Origin of the sequence: Maridesulfovibrio sp. (assembly GCF_963677005.1) — a bacterium.
Lineage (GTDB): Bacteria > Desulfobacterota > Desulfovibrionia > Desulfovibrionales > Desulfovibrionaceae > Maridesulfovibrio.
On record NZ_OY781616.1, the window covers coordinates 1,085,284 to 1,110,774 of the forward strand.

The following is a 25,491-nucleotide window of genomic DNA, read 5'->3' on the forward strand; positions in this document are numbered from 1 at the left end:
AATGGAACTCAGCTTTAAACAGATTGATGAAATAACTGTAGTCAAAATCAAATCACAGGAGCTCAATCATGTTGTCAGTCACGATTTTCAGCGCCTGATTGCTCCTGCTTTCGATGAAAACAAATTTAATATAGCTCTGGATATGGCCAGCGTGGATTTCATGGACAGCATGGGCATAGGCACACTCATCACTTTGCGCAACAAGCTGATGAAGGAAAAAGGATGCATCGCCATGTTCAACATCAGCGACCGCGTAAAAAAAATCATAGATATAGCTGCACTACATAAAATATTCAACTTATACGAAACTGAAAACGAGGCCGTAGAAGGACTCAAACAGCAGCTTCTTTCCTAATTATTTCAATACACAGACCGGGCCGATGCAGCATATCGTGCCCGGTTTTTCTTTTTTCTACCCTCCAAAACCAGATTTCACCATGCCAGACAAGAATTCACTGCCTGCGGTGTTGATTTCCACAGTAATCTCCACAGTAAAAGACGCCGCACGCATCAGTATCGATCTATTTAAAATAATGATTCCGGTAGTCATTGCGGTCAAAATACTACAGGAACTGAACCTGATATCCATGCTCGCAGCCCCTTTGAACCCGATAATGAAACTGGTGGGGCTTCCCGGAGAAATGGGGCTCGTATGGGCCACCGCGCTGATCAACAATATATACAGCGGCCTCATTGTTTTTCTGAGCCTCGCGCCGGACCACCCGCTCACTGCCGCACAGGCCACGGTTCTGGGAACCATGCTGCTGGTGGCGCATGCCATGCCTGTTGAACTGCGGGTCGTCCAGACATCCGGGCCGAAACTGCTCTTCCAGCTTTTCATACGTCTGGCCGGAGCATTGCTCATAGGTTTTCTGCTGCATCTCATCTATTCGGAGTTCAATCTGCTGCAGAATCCGGCCAGAATTCTGCTCACCCCGGAAAACTCCGCGGTGGAAAAGACCTTGCTGCAGTGGGCTATGGGAGAAGTGAAAAACCTGGCCTCCATCTTCGGCATTATCTTTTCACTGCTGCTCATCATGAAAATCCTGACAAAACTGCGCATCCTGCAGGCCATGGATTTTCTGCTGCGTCCGCTACTTACAGTCATGGGAATAGGCTCCAAAGCCTCGGCCCTGACTGTTGTGGGGCTGACAATGGGACTCTCCTACGGCGGAGGAATGATTATTCACGAGACAAAGTCCGGACGCATTGACAAAAAGGACGTTTTCTATTCACTAACCCTGATGAGCCTTTGCCACAGCCTGATCGAGGATACCCTGCTGCTTACGATGATAGGCGGGCATATATCCGGATTGTTCTGGGGCAGGCTTGTCTTTTCAATACTTATAGTTGCAGTTCTGGTCCAGGTGACCAGAATCATACCGGAGTCATTCTCCGATAAATATTTATGGGGACATCCCCGGAAATCCTGATACCAAAAGGACGGAAAAATGATCGTAACAACGGTGAACACAGACAGCGCTCCGGCAGCAATCGGGCCTTATTCACAGGCCACAATTTCAAACGGACAGGCTTACGTGAGCGGACAGCTCGGACTTGATCCCAAGACAGGCGAATTTGTTGCCGATGATGTGGAATCTCAGGCCCGCCAGTCCCTCACAAACATAAAATCCATCCTTGAAGCCTGCGGAAGTGCCTTGACCAAAGTTGTCTGCGTGGACGTCTTCCTGACCGACATGAATGATTTCGCCACCGTAAACAAGGTCTACACCGAATTCTTTTCCGTCCATAAACCTGCACGGGCTGCAGTGGAAGTAAGCGCGCTCCCCAAGGGGGGACTGGTGGAAATCAAGTGCATCGCCGCCATTTAACGGGTAAGGAGCATATTTCTCCGGCACAGACTACCTTGATCCACAGATAATGTATAAACGAATCGGCCTGTCATTTAACGACAGGCCGATTTTTAATGTCGGTGTTGATTCAATTTGCCGGTTTGAATCAGTGCTCGGAATATATAAACCCGTAAAAGTGTTTGCTCCGGATATCGTTAAGAGGCTTTTCTTTCCATATTGATTCTGTAGTTGATTATATCGTCAACAGTAAGAACCGGTATGTTGTGCTTGAGGCCGAAATCAACAATTTCCGGCAGGCGGGCCATGGTTCCGTCAGGATTGGTCAGTTCGCAGAGAACACCGCAAGGCTTGAGCCCGGCAAGGCTCATCATGTCAACGGTGGCTTCAGTGTGTCCTCCCCTTTCCAGCACTCCTCCGGCACGGGCGCGCAAAGGAAAAACGTGTCCGGGGCGATTGAGGTCTGCCGGTCCGGCACCATCTGCAATAGCGGCCTTGACCGTGGTCACTCTGTCGGAAGCGGAAACGCCGGTGGTAACCCCTTCGGCAGCTTCAATGGTAACAGTGAACCCGGTCTGATAACGGCTGGTATTGGTTTCCACCATCATGGGCAGATCCAGCTCCCCGATTTTTTCCTCGGTCAGGCACAGGCAGACTATTCCGCTGCATTCGCGGATCATCATGGCCATCTGGGAATCGGTCAGCATCTCGGCGGAAAAAATAAGGTCTCCCTCGTTCTCGCGCTGCTCGTTATCGGTAACCAGCACCCCGCGGCCTTCCCGCAAAGACTGAAGTCCGTTTTCCACCCTCTGAACAGAGTTTCCGAATTGTGATAAAAGATTCTGATTCATGGTAAATCTCCATATAAATTAATACCAGAATCAGGGCGATAGAATAGACAGCTGCCCAAAGAGGACAGCTCGCGGATACAGGACGTGTCCGCGGGTATGTACTGCCTTATTCTCTTACATCCGGACTATAACCGTCGGCTCCGGAGTCTCACCGGATCTGCTGACCCTTTTTCACCGATTGAAAAAGGCGCTCGCGGGCTGTCTTCAATTTCAAGAAGAATCACCGCCGGTGGGGAATTTCACCCCGCCCTGAGAATAAACAAGATTCATCTACCTAAAATCACGTATGTTAGTCAAGCTCTCCGGAGAAACAAATCACACGAAACAATGACGTTTGAAATAATTCTAACAGGCATGACAGAAGACGACCTTTGAAGTATACTAAAAATTCTGAATACCCTGTACTCCATCCATTTCAAGGAAGGTCCCATGAGGCTGAAAAACAAACTTTCCATCTTTCAGATCATTACCCTGGCAATATCCATTTCCTCACTTTGCATCATATTCACCTACCAGCTTAAAAAATATTCCCGTCATGAAATGCAACAATACCGTGCCGAAATGTACGGCCGGAAATTAACCGAATTGAAGGAACGGGTCGGCATGGCGGAAAAGACCGTTGACGGCTTCTATCGGCAGTCGCAGAACATGGAACTGCTGAAAAAGGAAAAATCCGATTCACTGAAGCGGATTATTGATTCCGTTACCAGCCAGATGGCCGAATTCAATCGATCACACAAAAACAGACTTACCGAGCGGGAACTTAAACATGAACTGATCGAACTGGTGCGGGCAATCCGGTATGACGGTGGGAATTACCTCTGGCTGCAGGCTCTGGACGCCAGTATCATTATGCATCCTCTGACGCCTGACCTTGAAGGGAAAAATCTTTCCGGAGTTAAGGACAGCTCGGGCAAATATCTATTCCGGGAGATGGTGGATATATGCAGAAAACGAGGAGAAGGAACGGTTGATTACTGGTGGAAAAGGCCGGATACAGGCAAAGATACCCGCAAGATATCCTATGTAAAACTTGTCCCCGAACTGGACTGGATAGTGGGCACTGGCACCTGGCTGGACGACATCACCGCGGAAATGCAGCAAGGTGCGCTTAAGCAACTGGCCCGCATGCGCATGAGCGACGGGAACTACTTCTGGGTCAACGATTTGAACGCGAAGATGATCATGCACCCGGTGAGCCCGGCACTCAACGGCAAAACCATGCTCGAATTCAAAGACCCCAACGGCAAATATCTTTTCAGGGAGATAGTAAAAGTTGCCGGAGAAGAAGGAGAAGGTGTCGTAGAGTACAGCTGGGGAAAACCGGGCAGGACCGGAAATTTTCCGAAACTGTCGTTTGTCAGACTTTTCAAGCCCTGGGGCTGGGTCATAGGCATGGGAGTCTATACCGATGATATTGACAGTGCTCTTGAAGCAAAACAACAGGCTCTGGACAACACCATCAGCTCCATGCTGATTATGGTGCTGGTTGCAGCGGTAATCCTGGGTCTCCTGCTGACAATTGCAGCAACATATTTCGCCCGTATGGTCACCCGCACAATTGGAGCGGAACCGGATGAACTGGCCAGAATTTCCGGCGAAATGGCTCACGGAAACCTGAACATGGAACTTGAAGAAAAAGAAGCCGAAGGAGCATACAGATCATTGATCGGTATGGTCAGCAGAATACGGCAGGTTGTTTCCGAAGTTCTGGCTGCAACGGAAAATGTTTCAGCAGGCAGTGAAGAGCTTTCCGCTTCCGCCCAATCCATGGCTCAGGGAGCATCAGACCAGACAGGGGCCGTCGAAAGTCTTGAAGGGGTGATAGGACAATTTTATACAGACACTTTGAACAATTCCGAAACAGCCGGGCAGGCCGAAAAACTTGTCCGGGAAGCGGCTCAGACTACACGTGAAGGCAGTCTGGCTGTTAAGGACAACCTTGCGGCCATGACGGATATTGCCGAGCGGATAGTGATAGTCGAAGAGATAGCCCGCCAGACAAACCTGCTGGCCCTGAACGCGGCCATAGAAGCGGCCAGAGCCGGCGAACACGGCAAGGGATTTGCCGTGGTGGCCGCTGAAGTAAGAAAGCTGGCTGAAAGGAGCCGTGGCGCAGCAACGGAAATAAGCGAACTGTCCTCATTCAGTCTGGAAATAGCCAAAAACACGGAACAGAAACTGCGACTGCTGCTGCCTGAAATAGAAAAGTCCGACCAGCTCATAAAAGCAATAAATGATTCGTGCAGCAGGCAGGCCGCGGAAATGGATAAGGTGAAATCACACATCAACCATCTTGAATCCATCGTACAGATGAACGCATCTTCCTCCGAAGAGGTTGCGGCAACATCTGAACAGCTGTCCGCGCAGGCGCAGCATCTTCATGCCGCAATGCAGTTTTTCAAGGTCAAATAAAATCCCCTGCTCCGATTCGGAGCAGGGGAAATTCAATTCAATCAATATACAGGGCTTCGTGGGAAACGGTTTATAAAGCCGCTTCAGGAACTTAATAGCCAGCCCAAAGACACGCTCTCGTCTGATTGGCAGCCTAAATCTCCGTGCAGATTCAGAGCCTGATCAGACCGGACTATCAGCCGAAGGTCGCTGCAAAAAGCTGCTCAATGGCTTTTTTACCGTTCTCTTCGAGGAAACGGGTTCCGGTGGCAGTGAAATGTCTGTGAGTAATTTTGGGAGACTCTGCACACTCGGCCCACTTTTCCTTATCCCAGAAAAACCATGCGTCCTTGTCCTGGGAGAACACATACAGAGGCTTATTGCATATCTTGGCAAATTCTGCCCCCCATCCGGTTCCGCCTTTGACCGTACCGTCATCAAGGATATTGCCGATAATATAAATTTCATGCCCGCTGTTGACCTGCCAGCAGATGGACTGCAGGACCTTGCGGAAAATAGGGGCGCGGGTGAAAGTCCTGTTCATGAGCTTGGAAACATAAGTCAGACTTACATCCTTGCTTTCCAGCTCTTTTTCGGTAAGCACACGCAGACCGCGTTTGCGGGCATTCTGGTGACCTTCAAAACTGTAGTTTACTTCCTGAAGGCCGTATTTTTCAGCATTGACTCCAAACTCGCTTTCAGTGCCGGGAGCGCCGCCGCTATACAGGATGAACTCTTTGGGATTACTCATTTCTTCCTCCAGTGTTGAGCTTGTGTATGATTGCGAAGCAGACAGATACCTAAAAACAGGAAAGTCCACAATCAGTAAATCCACAGTATGAGACTATTTACGACTGACAGAATTCATACGATAAAACAAAGAACTTTTCTACATAAAACTATTAAATTCGTTAACGAAAGCCCGGACAGTCTTCCTGGATTACAACTGTTGAAATAACATATTATATAATATCAATTCTGTATAAAACCATATATCCCCTTAAAATACAGACAAAATCTAAATTATATTATTTTTTTAACGGCAAACTTCATTGCAACAAACACACAGATGTAGTCCAAAATAACTGTTATACTTTTTTTGATCATCTAACTCCCTGTCATAGCGGTCCAAACAACCTCAAAAAATCAAAAATGTAACATTGTGCATTTTTTCCCTTGAATACTCTCTGGACAAAACCTAAAAATGATGTATTCTTCTCTTGCTGATTCAGGCTGGAAAATCTCATAAACGAAAGTAGCCACGGCCACACCGTATGGAGGTTTTTATGAACAAAAACAGCAAAATCGTGGAAAAGACCGAAGCATTGAGCAAGATGGAAAAGAACGATCCCTTCAAATATCGTTCTGTCAGCCAGCACATCGCCGCCATGGTCAAATCTCTGGACGAACAGGAAAAGAACAACTCATCCGAATCCAAAGAAGATGATGTCCGGGCCTAAGCCCCGACAACCCTGAAATCCAGACTTCTTCCAAACATCGCAGCAGCCAACTCCGCACACACTCAAACGCGTCTGACTCACTGAGAATCAAGCCAGGCGGAAATGCTGTTTACAAAATCGCCGGACAAAGAATCAACCCAGTCGGTTGTAATATCCGCATCTTTGCGGGCTTCGTTGTGCTCATCAAGCAGTATCAGCTTGTGAGGAACCGATGTTAATCCGGCATGCATTACAGAAAGCACTCTCTTCCAGTCATCACGGACATTCCTGAACCCGATGAAAACCGGAATATGTTCAGGAATTGCAGACGCGAATCTCTCGGGATAAAGACTCCTCTGTGGACTGTCTATTGTCATTATGACAAATCCAAGTTGCCCCGCATAAGAAGGTATGCGGGGCAGTTTCCCGGGCCGGTATCCCCTTACCCAAAGCCCCACCCTTTCCTTATCCACCTTGGCTAACCCTCTCAGGCGCTCCACAGCCTTTTCAAGAGACAAATTTGTTAATCTATCCAGGACAAGCACAACAACACCGCGTCCACACAAATGACGGGCAACCTCTGAAAATCTATCCGCAGAAATATCCTGCCCGAACCCGACAAGAATCACGGCTGGATATTCGCCATCCCGGACAGGAACAAACAGATCCTCTTCCTTTTTGCGATCTTCACCCTTAAACGCATCCACCCTTCCTTTCACCGGATACTCGGCTGTCTCGTCAGCGGGAAGCCACATGAAACGATGAATCCAATGTTCATCGCCGGGCAGAAAGACCACGGAGCCTTCAACAGGCTCATCCTGATCAAACGAAGGTCCGTACGTGTATATGAAATCTCCGTAGCCGGCTTTCTTCAATCTGCGGGTAAGTCCTGTTTTGCGGTCATGCAGAACGAGCCTGCCATGCTCCTTACGGTCATCAATGATTACCACCTGCCGTCCGCTTATGGTTTCATAATGTCCTCTGAAATCATTCTCATCGAAATCATAACCGGCAATGCTGTCCATTGATCTGCTTTCGGACCCGCGTTTAAGCACTACAGTTGTGTTACCGATAGTTACCCCCTTGCCCTGCCGCAGGACAACAGCATTGGGAGAAACGGATGAACCTGTTTCTACCACAGGAGCAGCCGGGGAAGGCACTATCGGCTTACCCGCCTTCGCAGCCTTAGGGGTAGTCCGCTTTACTTCTTTCGTAGGTGGAGAAACCGGTCCGGATGTCTTTCCGGGTTTACGGGCATGTTTCTTCGAGGGCTCCGGCTTTTCTTTTATGACTTTTTTTTTCGCAGGAGGTTCAGGCTTTTTCGGTGAAATCTTCTTTTCTGCAGGAGCAACGGCTTTCGGCTTCTGTTCAACATTTTTTTCTGCTCCGCTGAGCGATACAAGTTCCAGATCAAGAACATGCGGCTCCATTTCCGGCAGAATCCCACCGGCATCAATAAGCACACACACAAATATGATGTGCAGCAAAAAAGAAAGAAAAACCGCAAGATATCGCAAAATTCCTCCCGAATATCTTTAACAATATTCCTGAAAGGAGAATATTTCAACAATCAGTGTATTTTTTTATTTCATTCCGGAGAGATATGCTTTTTGAAACGCCAACTCCTCTCCACGCATCAAGAACTAGATAAAAAATAATTTCAATTTTGAGTTGACAGTTCAAACAATTCCACATAGACCCTTCTTCACTTGAGTCGGGATGTAGCGCAGCCTGGGAGCGCACTTGAATGGGGTTCAAGGGGTCGGAGGTTCAAATCCTCTCATCCCGACCACAAGAAGGAACCCGGAAAGGCCACTGTTATCAGTGGCCTTTTATTTTTGTGTCTGCAGAGCCCTGATATGGGGTCTACACCGAAGAAAGGGACACAGGCCGGGTCTACACCGAAGAAAGGGGCGTCAGCCCGAATGATCAAATTTCCATAAAATATGCAAAACAGAAGAAAGCCCCCGGCAACAATCTGCCGGGGGCTTTCCTTTTCTTTATTAAGACAGTTCGACTCGCCGTACTGTAATCTGTAAATTTTCAGGAACTCCATCCTCTGTTCGATTAAAAATGGTATCCAGAACCAGAAACCCCTCTTTCTCATCATCTGCCAGTCTACGGACCAATACGTCCTTCGGTTCAATCGCGACATCGGTATTGAAAGTCACAATTCTACGCGGTGAAACGACCGCTTTGATTCCTTCAACACAACTGCCATCAGCTTTGACGATGTCTATGGTATCTTTGGCCATACAAGGTAAGATCATTATTTTCCTCACACATTTCAATTCGTGAATTTCAAAAGCAACTTGAATAAAACAGTCAAACCGGGTCAACAGGATAAAAATTACCGGCGCATAAACCTGTTTTTGAATAAGGTCAGCAGGCCAAGCCCGCTGCAAAGGAGCAGAAAAGCCGGAGGAACAGGGGTGGGGGCATATGCCTGCACTTCAGATACAGAATAACGTCCATCTCCTGAAACAGCGGAAATCCTGAGTTTATCGGTAGTCAGATTAAGCACGTTTCCGGACTCACGCATATCGAGGCCGCTGAGCCAGTTGTTCTCCGAAGTTTTGGTTACGCCTGCGGTAAATGCTGTTTTCCACTCACTGGCGGCGGAATCCCAATAGTCAACACGATATTCATCATTGCTATCCGCCTGTATGGAAATGGAACCGATATTCTGCTCTCCGCTAAGGGAAATTTCTATGGCTGCCCCCTTTCCTATCCACCAGACCGAATCCTTGGACCAGCGGGTGCCGGATTCAGCAAATCCGTCAGTAACATAAGAAGTATCTGAACCCGAAAAATCACCGAGAAGCGAAACGGATGCCCCATCCAAAAGATTGACCGATGATGCGTTGCATACTCCAGGAACCAGCAACGTCAGGCACACCGACAATAAAACAAGCAATTTACCCATATCAATTCTCCCCGAAATCTGACCTTATAAAACAATTATTGCTACATCTCATTTGTCAAAACAGTCAAGGCGTTCCACAGACACGGAATTCAGGGAAATACCCACCCGACTGTTATTTTATATAAAAACGGCTTCAAACCCACCTGCAGTGACTATGAAAAGTATACAACCCGGTAAAATAAAACATCAACTTAAAATTACGTTGGTACACTGCATTTCTTCGCCTAAAAAATACAATTCTATCATTTCCCATGGATTGAAAATGAGGTAGAATAAAAGCCACAGCAAAAAAGAGTCGTAACAAATAGCCGATTCCGGCTGTTTGATTTAATAAACGGGGTCGGCATTTTCAAATGACCGACCCTCACTATTTGAACTTGTCAAAATTTGTAATACCAACTGAACCGGAGGATAAGATTAATGAACGCAACCGATATTTCCGCCATTGATTTTAAAATTGACATGCTGGACCCGGGGCTTCCAAGCAGACTTTTAGAGCAGGCCATAACTTTTGGAAGTGTGCACGGCATAAGAATCATAGTTGCTATCCTGATTCTTATTCTGGGACGTTTAATAGCCAAACAGATATCCTCCCTGATCGGCAAAGTCATGAACAAGGCCAAAGTAGATGAAATCCTTGTTTCATTCATCAAGGCCATATCCTACTACACTCTTCTGGCCGCATTTGTGGTCGCGGCAATGGGGCAGGCGGGAATAAACGTAACCTCCTTTCTGGCTGTACTCGGCGCCGCCGGCCTGGCTGTAGGTCTTGCTCTCAAAGACACGCTTTCAAACTTTGCCGCCGGGGTCATGCTGATCCTGCTGCGCCTGTTCAAGAAAGGCGATCTCGTTACCGTTGCCGGAACATCCGGTACGGTTCAGGAACTGTCGGCTTTCTACACCATGCTTTCCACTCCCGACAACCAGAAGGTAATTGTCCCCAACTCATCAATTCTGCAGGCTGTAATAGTCAACACAACCGCAAACAACAGAAGACGAATAGATCTGGTAATAGGCATCGGATACGAAGATGACATTATCAAGGCAAAAGAATTAGTAAGCCGCACACTTGCCGCTGAAACCCGTCTTCTCAAAGATCCTGCCCCCTTCATAGGAGTAGGAGAACTCGGTGCTTCAAGTGTGGATATCTACATTCGCCCCTGGGTTCGCACCCCTGACTACTGGGCGACTCGCTGCGAACTTCTTGAAAAGATCAAGGTAGCCTTTGACGAAGCCGGTATTTCCATACCTTACCCACAGACGGATATTCACCTGCACAACGATGTAGAAGAGTAGCTATTTCGCAACAAAGCATCTTCAGGTACATCATGTACAAGAATACAAGGGCTTGCGTCGTAAGGCGCAAGCCCTTAACTTATGGAACTCCAGATACCCGGAAGCAGGCCTCGGGTTTATTCATCAAATTAGCAAAACAGTTGTCGGAGGATATTTTGAATACACCATTCATTACTTACAATGAAACAATAAACAAACTTGCATGGCCGGATGCGGTTGAAGCCTTACGGGCCGGACACCTTTGCCCGGAAGCACAGGTAAAAGACATTTTTCTCGGCCCGGCGGAAGGCACTCTGCTCAGCCGCGGTGCCTATATAGAAGGTCTGGGGTACGGAGTGAAATCCACCACCGTTTTTTCCGGAAATGCCAAAGTCGGCCTGCCCTCTGTGCAGGGAGCCATGCTGGTATTCAACCACGAACACGGACAGTTGAGCGCAATAATCGAAAGTAGGCTTATCACCGAGTTCAAGACCGCTGCGGATTCGGTTTTGGGTGCTTCGCTTCTTAAACGTCCTGACAGCAAAACCCTGCTGATCGTCGGGGCAGGAACGGTGGCAAGAAGCCTTGTGAAGGCATACGGAGCAGTCTTCCCGGAGTTGGAAAACATCATTATCTGGGCTCGCAGGGTTGAAAAAGCGCAACAACTGGCAAGCGAATTCGCATCCGGAAGCATAAAGGTATCACACTGCTCAGACCTGCCCGCCGCTGCAGGTAAGGCGGATATAATTTCAACGGCCACTCTGACACAAGAACCGATCTTGAAATACGACTGGATCAGTCCCGGAACCCATGTAGACCTCATCGGAGCCTACAAGGCCGACATGCGCGAAGCCGACGATAAACTGATCTCATCCGGATCGCTGTTTGTCGACAGCCGGAAAACCACTGTTGAGCATATCGGGGAACTCACCATTCCAATCGCAAAAGGCATCATTACGGCCGAGTCAATCAAGGGCGACCTCTACGATCTGCTCAACACTCCTTCAACAGGAAGAAAATCGGACACCGAGATAACCGTTTTCAAAAACGGAGGAGGAGCTCACCTTGATCTCATGATGGCTGATTACATTATCAGCAAAGCAAAATAGGACTTAAAATCAATATATTACAAAACCGGACAAAAACACCTATAAACCCAGCTCAATCTGATCTTTATATCAATATATTGTAATTTTTATCTTTTTATACTCAACTATATTTTATGAAAATAGACGAAGTTGTCAATGTTATCATTGACACCGCCAAGCAATAGTGTAATTTTTTCTAAAAATGTCAATACAATAGTTATAAGGAGAAAGAAATGCATAAGATTGATCCAGATGAATGTCAGTTCTGTGGCGCATGCCAGAGCGCCTGCCCTTCCGAAGCAATCGTCCACCCCGCTGGTAAAAACTACTACGAGATAAACGATAACTGTATCGATTGCGGCGCATGCGAAGCTGAATGCGGCTTCAATGCAATCAGCACTGATGAGTAATCAGATTTACTGATCCGGCTGCCTTGAGACAACCGGCATGATTGAAAAACGGCACCTGAAAAATTTCAGATGCCGTTTTTTGTAACTTGGGCCACGCCCCAAAAGAAAAAAGGCTTACATCTGCTGATGTAAGCCTTTGAGTTATCTCTGGCGGAGAGGAGAGGATTTGAACCTCCGTTAGCGTTAACTAAACACGCTTTCCAGGCGTGCTCCTTAAGCCGGACTCGGACACCTCTCCGCTTGGGAGAAAAGTTAATAAGCTGAATGGCCCCTGCTTGGCAAGAACTATTTTAAATTATTTTTATTAAAACTCGCCCGCTGCCGACAACCGCACCCGCAGATGTAGAATCCGGCCATAACTTATTCTTAAAATTTCAAAAAACCCGGATTAAGCCTGCTTGCGAAGCCTGCGCTTATCCCCCACCCGGATAGTAAACTTCTCCTTATCCATATACTCAAGCAACGGTATGGAAAATTTACGGGAGAGCCCTGCCAGATCCTTGAAATCCTGCGGCCCAAGTTCTTCATTTTCAGCAAAGTATGCTGCAAGCTTATTTCTCAGCCCTTCCACGGCCGAACTCGCGAAATACATATCGTCCTTTATCCGGACAATATCCCCCTGATCCTGCAGCAATCTGTAGACTGAAGCCGCTTCCTTGAACGTCAGCCCCAGTGGTTCAAGCACATCTTTAAGATTCGGAGGGGTCAACGCGCCTTTTTCATAAATATCACACAGAGTATCACGCAGCTTCTGCTGATCCGAAGCCAGCGACACCTTATGTCCCGGCAGATGCAGAATCTCCTGCGACGCCACAATCTCATTTTGACGGATCAGCCTCTCAACCAGAGCATGGAAAAGCTTCGGCGGCAGTGACTTGCCGAAGGAAGAGGCTATCTCTCCACGGGAAACCCCGGATTTCATGGGCTCTTTTTTATGAAATTCGGTAAGATGACTGATAAGCCCTTCAGCCAACTCATCATACCTGCCACCTGAAACATAAGCCCTGCTGTCCTTATCAAAAAGGAAGACCTTCTGCTGACCGCCCATGGACTGAAGCATCTTGTCCAGCGGTTTTGAAGCGGTATTGGTCAGGATAGACAGTTGTTGAAAGGTAAGCCCCTCGTTACCAGCGAGATCCAGTTGCGTCTGAATCAACGCTTCCGGCTCCGCCCCGATCAGCGATTCAAGACGTTTCACATCATCGGAAAAACGCTTCACCTTACGGCCGAGCGGATTGATAATGCTGCCCCCGGCAATGGTCCGCAGCGGAGAAAAAGAACGCAGCACCACCCTGTCCCCGTAAACCCCGGTCATGGGACGGTCAAAACGGATCTGGCAGACTGCCCGCTCACCTTTATCCAGCTTCTCGCGGTCCAGAAAATAGACCTTGGCCATTACTTCCTTCGAGCCGTGGTGAAAATGAATCTCCTTGCGATGCTTCAAGGATTTCGGCGAAGATGGCAGACAGGTCAATTCTACATCCCAAACCATGGCCGGGAAAAGCGTTCCGGGCCGACCGAGCACTTCACCGCGCTCGATGTCCTCCACCTCCAGCCCGTGAAGGTTAACAGCGGTCCTGCGCCCTGCCGGAGCGGTTTCAACACTCGCCCCATGGGATTGCAGACTGCGCACCTTGCTGGCGGTCATCTTCGGGTAAAGGACAACGTCATCTCCAACGGAAAGCTGCCCGGAAATTAGCGTTCCGGTCACGACCGTTCCATGCCCTTTCATGGTGAAAACCCTGTCCACCGGCAGCCGGGCCAGATCGGTCCTGCGCCGTGGCTCGAACCCTTTCATGAAATTAGCAATTTCGGTCTTCAACTGCTCAAGCCCCTGCCCCGTATGCGAAGACACGGCATGAACAGGTGCCTCGGCCAGAAAAGTGGGAGCCAGAAATTCCCGCACATCCTCGCGGACCATCTCCAGCCATTCCTCATCCACCATATCGACCTTGGTCAGCACCACAAAGCCCTGCTCAATACCGAGCAGAGTACAAATTTCCAGATGCTCCCTTGTCTGGGGCATTACCCCCTCGTCAGCAGCTATAACCAGCAGAACGAAATCAATGCCCGCCGCCCCGGCAACCATGTTCTTCACAAATTTCTCATGGCCGGGAACATCTATTATGCTCAAGACTTCCGATCCGCCGAGATCAAGGCTTGCAAAACCAAGCTCTATAGTGATCCCGCGCTTCTTCTCCTCGGCCAGGCGGTCACAGTCCACGCCGGTCAACGCCTTGATAAGACTGGTCTTGCCATGATCAATATGACCGGCAGTTCCCATTACAACAGGCATCCGTACTCCTTAAGAAATTAAAATATGATGCGCTTCGCGCTTTAACAGGAAATTTCGCCCCCGGAGGCCAAAGGCCCACTAGCCCTTAGGCGAGAAGTCTTCTTCGAGTCTTAGGGATATGGAGAGCAGCGATGGATAATCCCCTTTGGAATCCCTGATAGTTTTTAAATTTGGTGAGTTGCTTTCACTTAAACGACTTTTTTATTGTGTCATTTTTAATCCCGAAATTTATTTTCAAAGAGACGATTTTATAATTAATCTCTTTAACCAACATGGGATTCCAAAGGGTCGCGGACCCTTTGGCCGCCGGCGGCGAAATCAAATCGACAAAAAACGCGAAGCGCATCAAATTCAATTTCTTAAATGCCTTTTGGTTGTTTTCATATTAATTTTTCAAAAAAGTCCTGAAGGCCAGTTCGGTTGCATAAATATCGGCCTTGCTGGTCAATTCGAACGGGCTGTGCATGGAAAGGACCGGAGGCCCGAAATCAATGACATCCATCCCGTAGACGGCGAGGAACTTGGCTACCGTTCCGCCTCCGCCGAGATCGACTTTACCGAGTTCGGCCATCTGCCAGGGAACTCCTGCTTCGCCGAGAATGCCGCGCAGCCATGCTACGAATTCGGGATGGGCATCGTTGGCGCCGACTTTGCCACGATGCCCGGTAAATTTGCAGAAACACGGACCAAAGCCGAGATAAGCGGAGTTGAGCTTTTCGTGCACATCCTGATAGTCGGGATCAATGGCGGCGTGTACGTCCGTGGAAAGGGCCCGACCGGCCATCATCACGCGGGAAAGCTTGGCGCTCGGCTCCCATGCTTCGATGAGGTCTTCCATGCAGTACTCAAAGAAAAGCGACTTGGCTCCGGTGGAACCTTCGGACCCGATTTCTTCTTTGTCGTAAAAGAGCACAACCTGGGCGTACTCGGGATCGGGAGCATTCAGGAAGGCTTCAAGGGCCAGAAATACGCAGGACCGGTCATCCTGACCGTATCCGCCGATAACGGACTTATCCAGACCGACATAACGGGCCGGACCGGCCGGTACAATGTGCATTTCAGCGCTGAACAGATCGGCTTCAACAATGCCGTATTTTTCGTTGAGCAGTTCCAGCACTTTCAGCTTTACCGAAGTTGTGACTTCGCCGTCCTCGCCATCGGAAAACGAAAGGGAATGGCCCATGAGAATGTTGAGTTTTTCAGCTTCGAAGGCATCCGTAACTTTCTTTTCAACCTGCTTGTATGCAAGGTGCGGAAGCAGGTCGATGATCGAAAGAACCGGATCGGAAGGATCTTCCCCAATGACCACATTAACCTTTTCGCCGTCCGCCTTGACCACAACCCCGTGCAGGGACAGGGGACGTGCAAGCCACTGGTACTTGCGGATTCCACCGTAATAATGGGTCTTGGCCATACCCATGCCCAAATCTTCGTACAACGGATGCTGCTTCAGATCCAAACGCGGAGTATCGGCGTGCGCTCCGACCAGTCGGAACCCCTGAGACAGAGGTTTGCGCCCTTTGCGGGCAATAAAGATGGTCTTGTCACGGAAGGAGCGGAAGCACTGATCTGCGCCGATGTAATCTTCGAAACCGGCTGCGGAGAGTCTTTCTTCAACATAGTGGATCGTTTCACGCTCGGTCTTGCAGCGGGTAAGAAAGTCCACATAACGTGCGGCAAGAGCATCCATGTCCTGCATGTGCTCATCATCCCGGAAAATTTCCCAACAACTTTTGGTCTTATGTTCAAGTTCCATTTTAATTATCCTTTACTTATCTTATTTAAAGCTGCTTAAAGCAATTTTTGATATGGTTATTTCTATAACTCAGCAAAACTTTGGATTTAATCAATTGCTCTCAAGGCAACTGACTTAACCCATCAGGAATTCCTAAGGGTCGCGGACATCCCTGCTCTCCATACAGTTCTTCCCTGAATTTCATTGCAATCCGGCTACGCCATAGCTTCCATGAGCGCACCGGCCGCAAGCTTGTATTCTTCCCGCGAAAGGGTCCGCGGGTCAAGGCAGAAAGCGTCCTCTTCTATGCGCGCCACCAGCGGCGGATCGGTCGAAAGCAGTCTTTCCTTGAGTTCCATGACGGAAATACCGGTACAGGGCACCAGCGTAACCAGAAAAGTTTTAAGATCCTGCTCCGGAAAGGCCCCGCCCCCGACACGGGACACGCCCTCACGCACCCCAACGGTCATGGAATCGCCGAGTTCACGGCGCAGGATGCGGGCAAGACTCTGAGCCTGTTTACGAAGCTCTTCGGGCTTCTCGGTGATCATGCGGACAGTGGGAACTTCGCGCCGAGCCCGTTCCGGATCAAGGTAAAGACGCAGGGTGGCTTCAAGAGCGGCAAGGGTCATTTTATCGATACGAACCGCCCTGTTAAGCGGATTTTTCTTGATCATATCAATGTACTTTTTGCGCCCGACAATAATCCCGGCCTGAGGCCCTCCGAGCACTTTGTCGCCGGAAAAGGAGACAACGTCCACGCCTTCGGCCACCACTTCCTGAACGGTCGGTTCACGGATGAGGCCGAGACCGTCAAAATTGGTCAGATTGCCGCTGCCGAGGTCTTCGTACACCGGCAGATCATGACTGCGGCCAAGCTCGACAAGCTCGGCACCTGAAACTTCCTTGGTAAAACCGATCAGCCTGAAATTTGAGGTGTGCACCTTCATGAGCAAGGCGGTTTCCTCATTGATGGCATTTTCATAGTCACGCAGATGGGTCCTGTTCGTGGCCCCTACCTCGCGCAGAATCGCCCCGCTCTTGGTCATTACGTCCGGAATGCGGAATGAACCGCCGATTTCGACCAGTTGACCGCGTGAAACAATCGCTTCGTGCCCCCGCGCCAGAGTTTCCAGAGTAATGAGCACAGCCGAAGCGTTGTTATTGACCACAAGCGCGGCCTCAGCCCCGGTAATTTCGCAGATTATCTTTTCCACATGGCTGTAACGGCTGCCCCGTTCCCCGGTTGTGAGGTCGAACTCAAGGTTCGAATAACAGGCGCAGGCTTCCTCGACCGCACGGACGGCGGATTCAGCCAGCAGGGAACGTCCGAGATTGGTATGCACCACCACGCCGGTTGCATTAAGGACCCGCCGGAAATGCGGCCTGGCCCCGGCCCGAACATGACAGGCCAGACGCGGAAACAGAACATCCGCAGCAAGCTGCTTTTCCTCGGTTATGACGCCGCCCCGTATTTCCTCGCGGCAGACATCGAAAAAACCGTTCACAAGGTCACGGGAAAGGCTTCGCGGCAACCCGTCAATCACGCCTTCTTCCTCAAGTCTGGTAAGTACGGAATCCACAGAAGGCAGAAATTTAAAAAGATTGGACAATTTATTCTCCATTGTTAACCGGGGAAATCACTTATGCAAATACTCTGGGAATCTTGTATAAAAAGATGCCAGCAAATACAAGGAACCGCAAACCAGTACCGTTTTATCACCGCCGCCAAGCATGGACATGGCCTGATCCAGATCAGCCGCAGCAAGCACACCTTCCCCAAGGAATGCGGCAAGGCTATCATAAGGATAGGCCCGCTCGTGTTCCGGCAGTCCACAGGCAATCAGCCGTCCGTCCGAAAGACTACGTAATGTAGCCCGGACCTCATCCAGCTTTTTATCCTTCATGCAGGAAAAAATGATAACATCCGGCCGTGCTCCCCTGCTTTGCAGCTCCGCTGCCAGCGCGGCAAAAGCGTGGGCGTTGTGCGCTCCGTCCAGAATAAATGTGCGATCATCGTGCCGGATAATCTGGAGCCTGCCGGGAATAAATCCCTCACGCACTCCGCTACGGACCTTTTCAGGAACGAAATCAAGCCCCTTCATTTCGCAGAACAACTGCCATGCGCAGGCCGCCAGATGAGCGTTCTGCTTCTGGTGCAATCCGGCAAGGGAAGGGGCCAACCCGTCCACGCAATCCATCTCACCGGACTTTGCAAACCTGCATCCTAGTTCTGCTGCCCGGGATTCCAGCACCCGCATGGCCTCTTCATCCTGTACGGAAGTAACGGCATTCCCTCCGGCGCGCATGGCATCGGCCTTGTCCGCGGCAATGAGACTGATTGTAGCGCCCAGAATGTTTTCATGATCCAGCCCGATAGGAGTAAACACGGTCAGGTCCGGATCAATCGTGTTGGTGGCATCGTAGCGTCCGCCAAGGCCGGCTTCCATAACGGCCAGATCGACAGCGTTGTTTTTAAACGCCGCAAGCGCGATGCAGGTCAGCAGTTCGAAATAGGTCAGCCCGACATCCGGGGCAATTTCCATGACCTGATTGGCGGTCAGGCACCATTCCTCTTCGGACAGCATGGATGAATTCACAGTGATACGTTCACGCGGAGAAACAAAATGGGGCGAAACGTAGGTGCCGACTTTCAGCCCGTACTGCTCTGCAATCGCGGTAAGATAGGCCGATGTGGACCCCTTGCCGTTGGTCCCGACCACGTGGATGACCGGAAAAATGTTTTTGCCTCCCCAGCGGCGGACAAACTCCTCCATCCGGCCGAGTCCCATATCCATATGAAAGAGCCCCAGACTGTCCATATACTGGTCGAATTCCTCAAAATTCCTGAATTTCACTTTTACATCCATTTTTTTCTTGACCGACCGAAGCCGTTTGTATAAAAGAAGCATCTCTTGAGCAGCGGAAGTTATACAGTCGTAAGAAGGACTTACAGGACTTCCTTTTTTGCCAGAAAAGGCATAGTCTTTTCAACTGGTAAGCACAAGAGAATTTGTTTCAGGCTGAAGCATGGACAAAACAGCCGGAAATATGCTCTTTAAAAAATATCGGTAACATTTTGTTAACCGTTTGCGCCAGTAGCTCAGTTGGATAGAGCAACGGCCTTCAATCGGAGTGCCTCGGGGGAAATCCCGAGAGTAGAACCGGCCAAATTCGGGGAAACCTAAACTGCATACACAGTAAGGCAATCCCGAGCCAAGCCCCTAAGACGGGAAGGTGTAGAGACTAGACGGTCGGCATCTAAGTCCGGTTTTTGACGGATAAGATGAAGGGATAGTCCAGACCACGAACTTGTAAGATACAAGGCGGGGAAATCCGAAGTGGTAAGCTAAGCCGTTGGCCGGGGGTTCGAATCCTCCCTGGCGCGCCATATTTCAAAGCCGGTCTCGAAAGAGATCGGCTTTACTGTTTTTGTAGCGCAGCGCTCAAAGATCACTGCTATGGATATCAGAAGGGACAGAGGTATTTAGTGCTTATGAAATGAAGGAACAGCAGAAGAAAGCTCGGAAGGGTAAGCCTGCACCAATTTTGGAGTTGATGCGGAAGTAATAAAGACTCCCTAGGGCGCGGATCTAGGGGAGTCAATTTTGTGAAGGTTTCATCACTTCAATGACTTGCCTAAAATTTACACCTAACTTATTAGATGTGAAATACTGCTATAAGTTGGAAAATATAAGCATGAAAAATATATCTGTAAATTTTATAAAACCGAAGCATATAGTTGATAACTTAGATAACTTTGAAAAGTTAAAAGCTAAAATTATCAACTATATAACTAAACACAGTTATCTTACAATATCAATATTATTTTTTACTTTCATTACAGCAACGGCAATCTGGCCTGAATGGTGGAATGCAACAACAGATCATTTAAAAGTCGGAGCACCTAAAGATACAATTGCTAACTACATTATATATCGAAATATCGGTCTTTTTTTAGCTGGTTTTATTGGGGTTGGTCTAGCTTTTTGGCGTTCAAAAAGTCTTTCCAGACAAGCAACAGTAGCTGAGCAGGGGCATATAACCGAAAGAATTATTCGCGCTTCAGAACAGTTAGGAAGCCCAGAAATTCATGTTCGAATAGGGGCTATTTATACTTTGTGGAGAACGGCTACTGATACAAATTTGGAAGCAGACAAGGTTATGATTCTAGATATGTTATGTGCTTATGTAAGAAGCCCTACTGAAAATCATGTTAATGAGAATTCTTTAAGCCTTAAAGATAACTACGGTAAAATTCGCAAAAAAAATACAGAAGAAAAAATACGAGATGATGTTCAGATATGTTTAAATCTTTTATGTAAAAAGATTATTGAACTTGATCTATCATCTCTATATTGCTGTAATTTTCAAAATTCATTCTTAAAAAACTATAACCTCGGGGGGGCTGACCTCAGAGGGGCTTACCTCATGGGGGCTGACCTCGGGGGGGCTGACCTCAGGAGGGCTAACCTCATAAAGGCTGACCTCGGTGGGGCTGACCTCGGTGGGGCTGACCTCAAGGGGGCTTACCTCATAAAGGCTGACCTTGCTGGGACTGACTTCGGGGGGGCTAACCTCAAGTGGGCTAACCTCAAGGGGGCTGACCTCGAGGGGGCTAACCTCAAGGGGGCTGACCTCAGGGGGGCTGAACTCAGGGGGGCTGACCTCAGGGGGGCTGACCTCAATAGGGCTGACCTCAAGGAGGCTAAACTCTGGGGGGCTAAACTCTGGGGGACTAAACTCGGGGGGGCTGATTTATGGTCAATGAACATTAACTTTACAACAATTAAAGAAATAAAAGAAATAAAACTAAATCCGAATCAGCAAGATATTCTTGGGTTAACTGCATATAAACACATAATGTCGAACACAAAATAACTTCATACCCTCTCCCCATCTACCGAAGTAACATACCCGCTACTCCCCAACTTATGAGTAGCACGGATAATAGACCACAACCCATTCTTTTCAGCCCGAAACCCAGAAAGTGAAAGTCTACACGCTGCCCTTATTCTGGCTTACCCCTTTGGAAAGCATCTAGCATACCCTTTACAGCTTTCGCCGCTGCTTCAGATGTAGGGTAAATATGTCTGATCCGGTGAACGGGTTCACCGCTCCCGGATATCTTTTCAACATCCCGCACGCCTTCCACGTCCCGCCATAGGGCCACCACAGTAATAAAATTTATCCGGGATTCAATATCAACACTGAAGCTTGTCACCTTTTGGTGCAAAGAAAAGGCCCCTTGCAATCTTCATTGCAAGGGGCCATTTAATTCAGTCTGGCGGAGAGGAGAGGATTTGAACCTCCGTTAGCGTTAACTAAACACGCTTTCCAGGCGTGCTCCTTAAGCCGGACTCGGACACCTCTCCGCTTGGGTGAAAAAGTGTTTAGCTAAATAGGACTTGCTTGGCAAGCACTTTTTTCAACTTTTTCCCAATTATTCTAAGGAAAATTCCAAAAACCGCTATTTGGGCAGCTTAAGGCTTCCGGTAAATTCCTCAAGGGACTTCGCCCCAACCCTTTCCAAGACTTTGGGCAGTTCTTCCGCAATCTTGAACGCGGTATCCGGGCTGATGAAGTTAGCGGTACCTATCTGCACGGCCTTGGCTCCCACCAGCAGGAATTCGGCCGCATCCTCGGCAGAGGCTATACCGCCGAGCCCCATGACCGGAATCTTCACCGCATTGACAACCTGATAAACGCAACGCAGGGCCACGGGCTTAACAGCCGGTCCGGACAGCCCCCCGATCACGTTTGCCAGACGCGGAGTCCGCCGTTCAATATCAACAGCCATGCCGGACAGAGTGTTGATGAGCGAAAGACCGTCCGCGCCGCCGTCTTCAGCCGCCCTAGCGCACACGGTTATGTCCGTTACGTTGGGGGAAAGCTTGATTATGACCGGCTTGTTGCCGGCATTCTTCTTTACGGACTCGGCCACGCGGGTAATCTGCGCGGGGTCCTGACCGAAAGCTATGCCGCCTTCCTTTACGTTGGGACACGATACGTTGACCTCAAGCGCGGCAACGCCTTCTTCTCCGGCCAGAACAGCGGCCAGTTCGCCGAACTCCTGTGCGTCCGTAGCATACAGGTTGGCCAGAACAGGCAGGGTCTTCCATGGAAGCTTGGGAAGTTTTTTGGTGAGAAAAGCTTCCACACCGGGATTCTGAATTCCGATTGCGTTAAGCATGCCGCAGGGAGTTTCCGCTATGCGCGGCATGGGATTGCCTTCCCTCGGTTTAAGGGAAAGGCCCTTGACCACAATACCGCCAAGGCTTTCGAGGTCGCCGAAACGTTTGAACTCAAGGCCGAAGCCGAAAGTCCCGGACGCGGTAAGAATCGGATTCTTGAGTTTCAGCCCGGCAAAATCAACTGACATATCCATTTGTTAACCCTCCAGACTGAGTTCGGTTGCTTTAAATACGGGCCCGGTTGTACAGACCTGAGTATGGTGGCCGTCATCATCACGGGTAACGCAGCCCAGACAGGCTCCTACGCCGCAGGCCATGCGGTTTTCAAGGGAAAGTTCCGCATCCGCACCGAATTCCAGAGCAGCATTCCAGACAGTGCGCAGGAACGGCATCGGACCGCAGGCGGTAATGAGGCCGTCTTTTTCCGCATACTCTTTGACCAACTCCCGGACTCTGGCAATGATGGTCTGGATATCTTCCGGTTTTGTTTCGCGGATATCTTCCACGTCGACTTTTCCGGCAATTGATTTATACGGGTAGTTTTCCAGCGGAGGACGATGCGCGAAAAACAGTTTCAGGTTCTCAGGCTGCGAATGGGTGTCGACATATCCGCAAAAAGGCGCTAACCCCATTCCTCCGGCGAGCATGAGCACGGGACGGTCTTCCGGTTTGCTGAAAAAAGTACCCAGCGGACCCCATACATTGACCAGATCGCCCTCTTTCAGTTCCATAAGCCGTCCGGTTCCGCGTCCGACCACCTGAAAAAGAATGGTCAGACTGGTATCGTCTGCGTTACATATGGAAAAGGGGCGGCCCCAGATAAGATCCAGCGGCCAGGAAAGCGGCCGGATCATGACAAACTGACCTGCGCGCCAACCCTGTTTCCAGCCCGGATATTCGAGTTTGAGTTCGACTATTTCTTCACCGGGAGAGGGAAGTCCGAGGGCTTTGACATCAAGAACTTTGACAGCCCTGCAATTTTTTACACCCATGGTTTAATCCTGTAGATTTTTGCTGTCCGCACAGGGCGGCAACAGCGTGATACATTATGAATGAACATAAGCCAGAAATTCTTGCTCCGGCAGGAGATAAATCGTCCTTCCTGGCTGCGATAGCCGCAGGAGCGGACGCGGTCTATGCCGGCCTTAAACATTTTTCCGCCAGAATGGAAGCGTACAATTTCGCTACCGGAGAACTGGCAGCCCTCGCCGAACTCGGTCGTGAACACGGCGTGCGCACCTACATCCCCATGAACACTCTGGTCAAGCCCGACGACCTCGATTCCGCAGCCCGACTTATGGACAGGGTCGCCAGAACCGTAAAACCGGACGGGCTGATCATTCAGGATCTGGCAATGGTCGAAATCGCCAGACAGGCCGGTTACAAAGGTGAACTGCACCTTTCAACACTCGCCAATGCCAGCCATCCCGCGGCCATTAAAATCGCAGCCGAACTCGGTGTTAACCGGGTTGTCGTGCCCCGCGAACTCAATCTGGATGAAATCCGGCAGATGGCCGAAGCCTGCCCGGATTCCATGACCCTTGAAATGTTCGTTCACGGCGCACTCTGCTATACTGTTTCCGGCCGCTGCTACTGGAGCTCCTTTTTCGGAGGCAAAAGCAGCCTTCGCGGACGCTGCGTACAGCCCTGCCGCAGACTTTACGGCAGTGCCAGACGCAAGGATCAGCCCAAACGGCTGTTTTCCTGCCTTGATCTGGGCCTCGACGTACTCACCAAACCGACTCTTTCCATTCCTCAGGTCGGTTCATGGAAAATCGAAGGCCGCAAAAAAGGTCCCCATTACGTATACTACACTGTTTCGGCCTATCGCATGCTCCGGGACAATCCCAACGATGCCAAGGTCAAAAAGGATGCAACCGAACTGCTCGACCTCGCGCTCGGCAGACCGACCTCGCATTCCATATTCCTGCCGCAGCGTCCGTACACCCCGCTTGACCCATCCAACGAAACCGGATCGGGCTTTCTCATCGGCATCACCAAGCAGGAACAGAACGGCAAACCGTATTTCACCTGCCGCGAAGAACTGCTGCCCGGCGATTTCCTGCGCATCGGATATCAGGACCAGCCCGGACACCAGACCCTCAAAATCCGCAAGTTCACGCCGAAACGCGGCAAGGTATCAATACCGGTCAAGGGTCGTACGTCCCTCAAATCCGGCACCAAGGTGTTCCTCATCGACCGCCGAGAGGAAGGTCTGGTCAACGCCCTGAAAGGGCTTGAAACCAAACTTTCAAAGATCCGCACAGAAGAAAAAACCGCCAGCGACATCCGGCTGACCCTGCCCGCCCCCTGTAAACCAGTGGAACGCGCTCACCGCCACACCCTGCAGCGGAATCCTCCCAAAGGGAAAATAAGGCCCGGCTGCGATGTCTGGCTCTCGCTCAATGCCCTGAAACGCTCCCCCCGTCCGGCCGTTTCCAAAATCTGCTGGCACCTGCCGCCGGTGATCTGGCCGAACGAAGAAGCCGAGGTCAAAAAAAATATCGATATCTGCCTGAACGGGGACGGACGCGATTTCGTTCTCAATTCACCCTGGCAGAAAGCCCTGTTCCCCGCTGATTCCAGACTGCGGTTCCACGCCGGACCGTTCTGCAACATCTCCAATCCGCTGGCCATTGCCCGCCTTGCGGACATGGGCTTTTCCTCAGCCTACGTCAGCCCCGAACTCGCCAGAGAAGATTTTCTCGCCCTGCCCGCCGCAAGCCCGCTGCCCCTCGGCATGGTAATCTCCGGCATGTGGCCGCTGGCAATTTCAAGGATCATATCCGAAGAAACCAGCCTGATGAGCCCTATTTACAGCCAAAAGAAAGAAATCTGCTGGGCCCGGCAGTACGGTCAGAACTACTGGATTTATCCCGGCTGGCCCATCGACCTCTCCGCAGAACGCAAAACCCTTGAAAATGCCGGGTACGCCATGTTCCTCGATATTCAGGAACCGCTGCCCAAATCCGTTCCGGCTCCGGTCAGAACCAGCACCTTCAACTGGGATTTGAGTCTGCTTTAAGTTTAGTTGATGCGCTTCGCGCGTTTGATAAATTGATTTCGTCTCCG

21 protein-coding genes, 3 tRNA genes and 1 riboswitch are annotated in these 25,491 nt (G+C 49.8%); of the genes, 11 read left to right on the forward strand and 13 right to left on the reverse strand.

The genetic code is table 11. The features are described 5' to 3' along the window. Nucleotide 1 precedes the first annotated feature (1 nt). The 3 genes from ACKU4E_RS05070 to ACKU4E_RS05080 all read left to right on the forward strand — a co-directional run bounded on the left by ACKU4E_RS05070 (nt 2) and on the right by ACKU4E_RS05080 (nt 1,832). Nucleotides 2–355 carry an STAS domain-containing protein gene (locus ACKU4E_RS05070; RefSeq protein ID WP_320169996.1) on the forward strand — a complete coding sequence of 118 codons (354 nt, stop codon included), beginning with the start codon at nt 2–4 and terminating at the stop codon, nt 353–355. Between the two features lie 82 nt (nt 356–437). Continuing rightward, nucleotides 438–1,433 (forward strand): hypothetical protein, encoded by a 996-nt coding sequence (locus ACKU4E_RS05075; protein ID WP_320169997.1) that lies wholly within the window; start codon nt 438–440, stop codon nt 1,431–1,433. Nucleotides 1,434–1,451: 18 nt separating this feature from the next. Then, nucleotides 1,452–1,832 (forward strand): RidA family protein, encoded by a 381-nt coding sequence (locus tag ACKU4E_RS05080; protein ID WP_320169998.1) that lies wholly within the window; start codon nt 1,452–1,454, stop codon nt 1,830–1,832. 176 nt (nt 1,833–2,008) lie between these two features. Here ACKU4E_RS05080 and ribB read toward each other — a convergent pair whose 3' ends face one another. Beyond that, nucleotides 2,009–2,662 carry a 3,4-dihydroxy-2-butanone-4-phosphate synthase gene (gene ribB / locus ACKU4E_RS05085; protein WP_320169999.1) on the reverse strand — a complete coding sequence of 218 codons (654 nt, stop codon included), beginning with the start codon at nt 2,660–2,662 and terminating at the stop codon, nt 2,009–2,011. Between the two features lie 104 nt (nt 2,663–2,766). Next, nucleotides 2,767–2,923, reverse strand: a riboswitch (FMN riboswitch). Between the two features lie 168 nt (nt 2,924–3,091). Between ribB and ACKU4E_RS05090 the strand changes: the two genes are divergently transcribed. Next, entirely contained in the window at nt 3,092–5,077 is a 1,986-nt protein-coding gene (locus ACKU4E_RS05090; RefSeq protein WP_320170000.1) for a methyl-accepting chemotaxis protein, read from the forward strand. 175 nt (nt 5,078–5,252) lie between these two features. Here ACKU4E_RS05090 and ACKU4E_RS05095 read toward each other — a convergent pair whose 3' ends face one another. Beyond that, nucleotides 5,253–5,807, reverse strand: a complete 555-nt coding sequence (locus ACKU4E_RS05095; RefSeq protein WP_320170001.1) for a hypothetical protein — start codon at nt 5,805–5,807, stop codon at nt 5,253–5,255. Between the two features lie 535 nt (nt 5,808–6,342). Between ACKU4E_RS05095 and ACKU4E_RS05100 the strand changes: the two genes are divergently transcribed. Further along, nucleotides 6,343–6,516: a hypothetical protein gene (locus ACKU4E_RS05100; protein ID WP_320170002.1), complete on the forward strand. Its 174-nt coding sequence runs from the start codon at nt 6,343–6,345 to the stop codon at nt 6,514–6,516. A gap of 77 nt (nt 6,517–6,593) precedes the next feature. Here ACKU4E_RS05100 and ACKU4E_RS05105 read toward each other — a convergent pair whose 3' ends face one another. After that, nucleotides 6,594–8,012, reverse strand: coding sequence for a hypothetical protein (locus ACKU4E_RS05105; RefSeq protein WP_320170003.1), 1,419 nt, complete (start codon nt 8,010–8,012; stop codon nt 6,594–6,596). Nucleotides 8,013–8,210: 198 nt separating this feature from the next. Between ACKU4E_RS05105 and ACKU4E_RS05110 the strand changes: the two genes are divergently transcribed. Continuing rightward, nucleotides 8,211–8,287 (forward strand) — tRNA-Pro (locus ACKU4E_RS05110). 211 nt (nt 8,288–8,498) lie between these two features. Here ACKU4E_RS05110 and ACKU4E_RS05115 read toward each other — a convergent pair. Both ACKU4E_RS05115 and ACKU4E_RS05120 read right to left on the reverse strand, forming a co-directional pair. After that, a complete protein-coding gene (locus ACKU4E_RS05115) occupies nt 8,499–8,750 on the reverse strand; it encodes a hypothetical protein (RefSeq protein WP_320170004.1) in 252 nt (83 codons plus the stop codon). Nucleotides 8,751–8,845: 95 nt separating this feature from the next. Further along, complete coding sequence (locus tag ACKU4E_RS05120; RefSeq protein WP_320170005.1) at nt 8,846–9,421, reverse strand: hypothetical protein; 576 nt, start codon at nt 9,419–9,421, stop codon at nt 8,846–8,848. A gap of 420 nt (nt 9,422–9,841) precedes the next feature. Here ACKU4E_RS05120 and ACKU4E_RS05125 point away from each other — a divergent pair, with 420 nt between their 5' ends. From ACKU4E_RS05125 to ACKU4E_RS05135, 3 genes are all read left to right on the forward strand, one after another. Further along, a complete protein-coding gene (locus ACKU4E_RS05125) occupies nt 9,842–10,717 on the forward strand; it encodes a mechanosensitive ion channel domain-containing protein (protein ID WP_320170006.1) in 876 nt (291 codons plus the stop codon). 155 nt (nt 10,718–10,872) lie between these two features. Further along, nucleotides 10,873–11,805 carry a hypothetical protein gene (locus ACKU4E_RS05130; RefSeq protein ID WP_320170007.1) on the forward strand — a complete coding sequence of 311 codons (933 nt, stop codon included), beginning with the start codon at nt 10,873–10,875 and terminating at the stop codon, nt 11,803–11,805. Nucleotides 11,806–12,017: 212 nt separating this feature from the next. After that, entirely contained in the window at nt 12,018–12,194 is a 177-nt protein-coding gene (locus tag ACKU4E_RS05135; RefSeq protein WP_320170008.1) for a 4Fe-4S binding protein, read from the forward strand. Between the two features lie 148 nt (nt 12,195–12,342). Here the strand turns inward: ACKU4E_RS05135 and ACKU4E_RS05140 are convergent. From ACKU4E_RS05140 to ACKU4E_RS05160, 5 genes are all read right to left on the reverse strand, one after another. Further along, nucleotides 12,343–12,432 (reverse strand) — tRNA-Ser (locus ACKU4E_RS05140). A 150-nt stretch (nt 12,433–12,582) separates the two neighbouring features. Continuing rightward, nucleotides 12,583–14,490: a selenocysteine-specific translation elongation factor gene (gene selB, locus ACKU4E_RS05145; protein WP_320170009.1), complete on the reverse strand. Its 1,908-nt coding sequence runs from the start codon at nt 14,488–14,490 to the stop codon at nt 12,583–12,585. 385 nt (nt 14,491–14,875) lie between these two features. Further along, complete coding sequence (locus tag ACKU4E_RS05150) at nt 14,876–16,246, reverse strand: aminopeptidase (RefSeq protein WP_320170010.1); 1,371 nt, start codon at nt 16,244–16,246, stop codon at nt 14,876–14,878. 194 nt (nt 16,247–16,440) lie between these two features. Beyond that, a complete protein-coding gene (gene selA / locus ACKU4E_RS05155) occupies nt 16,441–17,838 on the reverse strand; it encodes an L-seryl-tRNA(Sec) selenium transferase (RefSeq protein ID WP_320170011.1) in 1,398 nt (465 codons plus the stop codon). A gap of 27 nt (nt 17,839–17,865) precedes the next feature. Continuing rightward, entirely contained in the window at nt 17,866–19,083 is a 1,218-nt protein-coding gene (locus ACKU4E_RS05160) for a glutamate ligase domain-containing protein (RefSeq protein ID WP_320170012.1), read from the reverse strand. A gap of 841 nt (nt 19,084–19,924) precedes the next feature. On the opposite strand from ACKU4E_RS05160, the gene ACKU4E_RS05165 reads away from it, so the two are divergent. Further along, nucleotides 19,925–21,106, forward strand: coding sequence for a pentapeptide repeat-containing protein (locus ACKU4E_RS05165; protein WP_320170013.1), 1,182 nt, complete (start codon nt 19,925–19,927; stop codon nt 21,104–21,106). A gap of 404 nt (nt 21,107–21,510) precedes the next feature. On the opposite strand, the gene ACKU4E_RS05170 is transcribed toward ACKU4E_RS05165, so the two are convergent. The 3 genes from ACKU4E_RS05170 to ACKU4E_RS05180 all read right to left on the reverse strand — a co-directional run bounded on the left by ACKU4E_RS05170 (nt 21,511) and on the right by ACKU4E_RS05180 (nt 23,411). Further along, nucleotides 21,511–21,600: transfer RNA gene (locus tag ACKU4E_RS05170), tRNA-Ser, on the reverse strand. Between the two features lie 95 nt (nt 21,601–21,695). After that, on the reverse strand, nt 21,696–22,613 hold the full coding sequence (locus ACKU4E_RS05175; protein ID WP_320170014.1) for a dihydroorotate dehydrogenase: 918 nt from the start codon (nt 22,611–22,613) through the stop codon (nt 21,696–21,698). Between the two features lie 3 nt (nt 22,614–22,616). Further along, nucleotides 22,617–23,411 carry a dihydroorotate dehydrogenase electron transfer subunit gene (locus ACKU4E_RS05180; protein WP_320170015.1) on the reverse strand — a complete coding sequence of 265 codons (795 nt, stop codon included), beginning with the start codon at nt 23,409–23,411 and terminating at the stop codon, nt 22,617–22,619. A 56-nt stretch (nt 23,412–23,467) separates the two neighbouring features. Here ACKU4E_RS05180 and ACKU4E_RS05185 point away from each other — a divergent pair, with 56 nt between their 5' ends. Further along, nucleotides 23,468–25,444, forward strand: a complete 1,977-nt coding sequence (locus tag ACKU4E_RS05185; protein WP_320170016.1) for a U32 family peptidase — start codon at nt 23,468–23,470, stop codon at nt 25,442–25,444. Nucleotides 25,445–25,491: the final 47 nt, after the last annotated feature.

Excerpts from the sequence above, each read along its gene's own strand:
- ACKU4E_RS05070 (WP_320169996.1), top strand. The coding sequence starts at position 2 with ATGGAACTCAGCTTTAAACAGATTGATGAAATAACTGTAGTCAAAATC.
- ACKU4E_RS05075 (WP_320169997.1), top strand. The coding sequence starts at position 438 with ATGCCAGACAAGAATTCACTGCCTGCGGTGTTGATTTCCACAGTAATC.
- ACKU4E_RS05080 (WP_320169998.1), top strand. The coding sequence starts at position 1,452 with ATGATCGTAACAACGGTGAACACAGACAGCGCTCCGGCAGCAATCGGG.
- ribB (WP_320169999.1), bottom strand. The coding sequence starts at position 2,662 with ATGAATCAGAATCTTTTATCACAATTCGGAAACTCTGTTCAGAGGGTG.
- ACKU4E_RS05090 (WP_320170000.1), top strand. The coding sequence starts at position 3,092 with ATGAGGCTGAAAAACAAACTTTCCATCTTTCAGATCATTACCCTGGCA.
- ACKU4E_RS05095 (WP_320170001.1), bottom strand. The coding sequence starts at position 5,807 with ATGAGTAATCCCAAAGAGTTCATCCTGTATAGCGGCGGCGCTCCCGGC.
- ACKU4E_RS05100 (WP_320170002.1), top strand. The coding sequence starts at position 6,343 with ATGAACAAAAACAGCAAAATCGTGGAAAAGACCGAAGCATTGAGCAAG.
- ACKU4E_RS05115 (WP_320170004.1), bottom strand. The coding sequence starts at position 8,750 with ATGGCCAAAGATACCATAGACATCGTCAAAGCTGATGGCAGTTGTGTT.
- ACKU4E_RS05120 (WP_320170005.1), bottom strand. The coding sequence starts at position 9,421 with ATGGGTAAATTGCTTGTTTTATTGTCGGTGTGCCTGACGTTGCTGGTT.
- ACKU4E_RS05125 (WP_320170006.1), top strand. The coding sequence starts at position 9,842 with ATGAACGCAACCGATATTTCCGCCATTGATTTTAAAATTGACATGCTG.
- ACKU4E_RS05135 (WP_320170008.1), top strand. The coding sequence starts at position 12,018 with ATGCATAAGATTGATCCAGATGAATGTCAGTTCTGTGGCGCATGCCAG.
- selB (WP_320170009.1), bottom strand. The coding sequence starts at position 14,490 with ATGCCTGTTGTAATGGGAACTGCCGGTCATATTGATCATGGCAAGACC.
- ACKU4E_RS05150 (WP_320170010.1), bottom strand. The coding sequence starts at position 16,246 with ATGGAACTTGAACATAAGACCAAAAGTTGTTGGGAAATTTTCCGGGAT.
- ACKU4E_RS05165 (WP_320170013.1), top strand. The coding sequence starts at position 19,925 with ATGAAAAATATATCTGTAAATTTTATAAAACCGAAGCATATAGTTGAT.
- ACKU4E_RS05175 (WP_320170014.1), bottom strand. The coding sequence starts at position 22,613 with ATGGATATGTCAGTTGATTTTGCCGGGCTGAAACTCAAGAATCCGATT.
- ACKU4E_RS05180 (WP_320170015.1), bottom strand. The coding sequence starts at position 23,411 with ATGGGTGTAAAAAATTGCAGGGCTGTCAAAGTTCTTGATGTCAAAGCC.
- ACKU4E_RS05185 (WP_320170016.1), top strand. The coding sequence starts at position 23,468 with ATGAATGAACATAAGCCAGAAATTCTTGCTCCGGCAGGAGATAAATCG.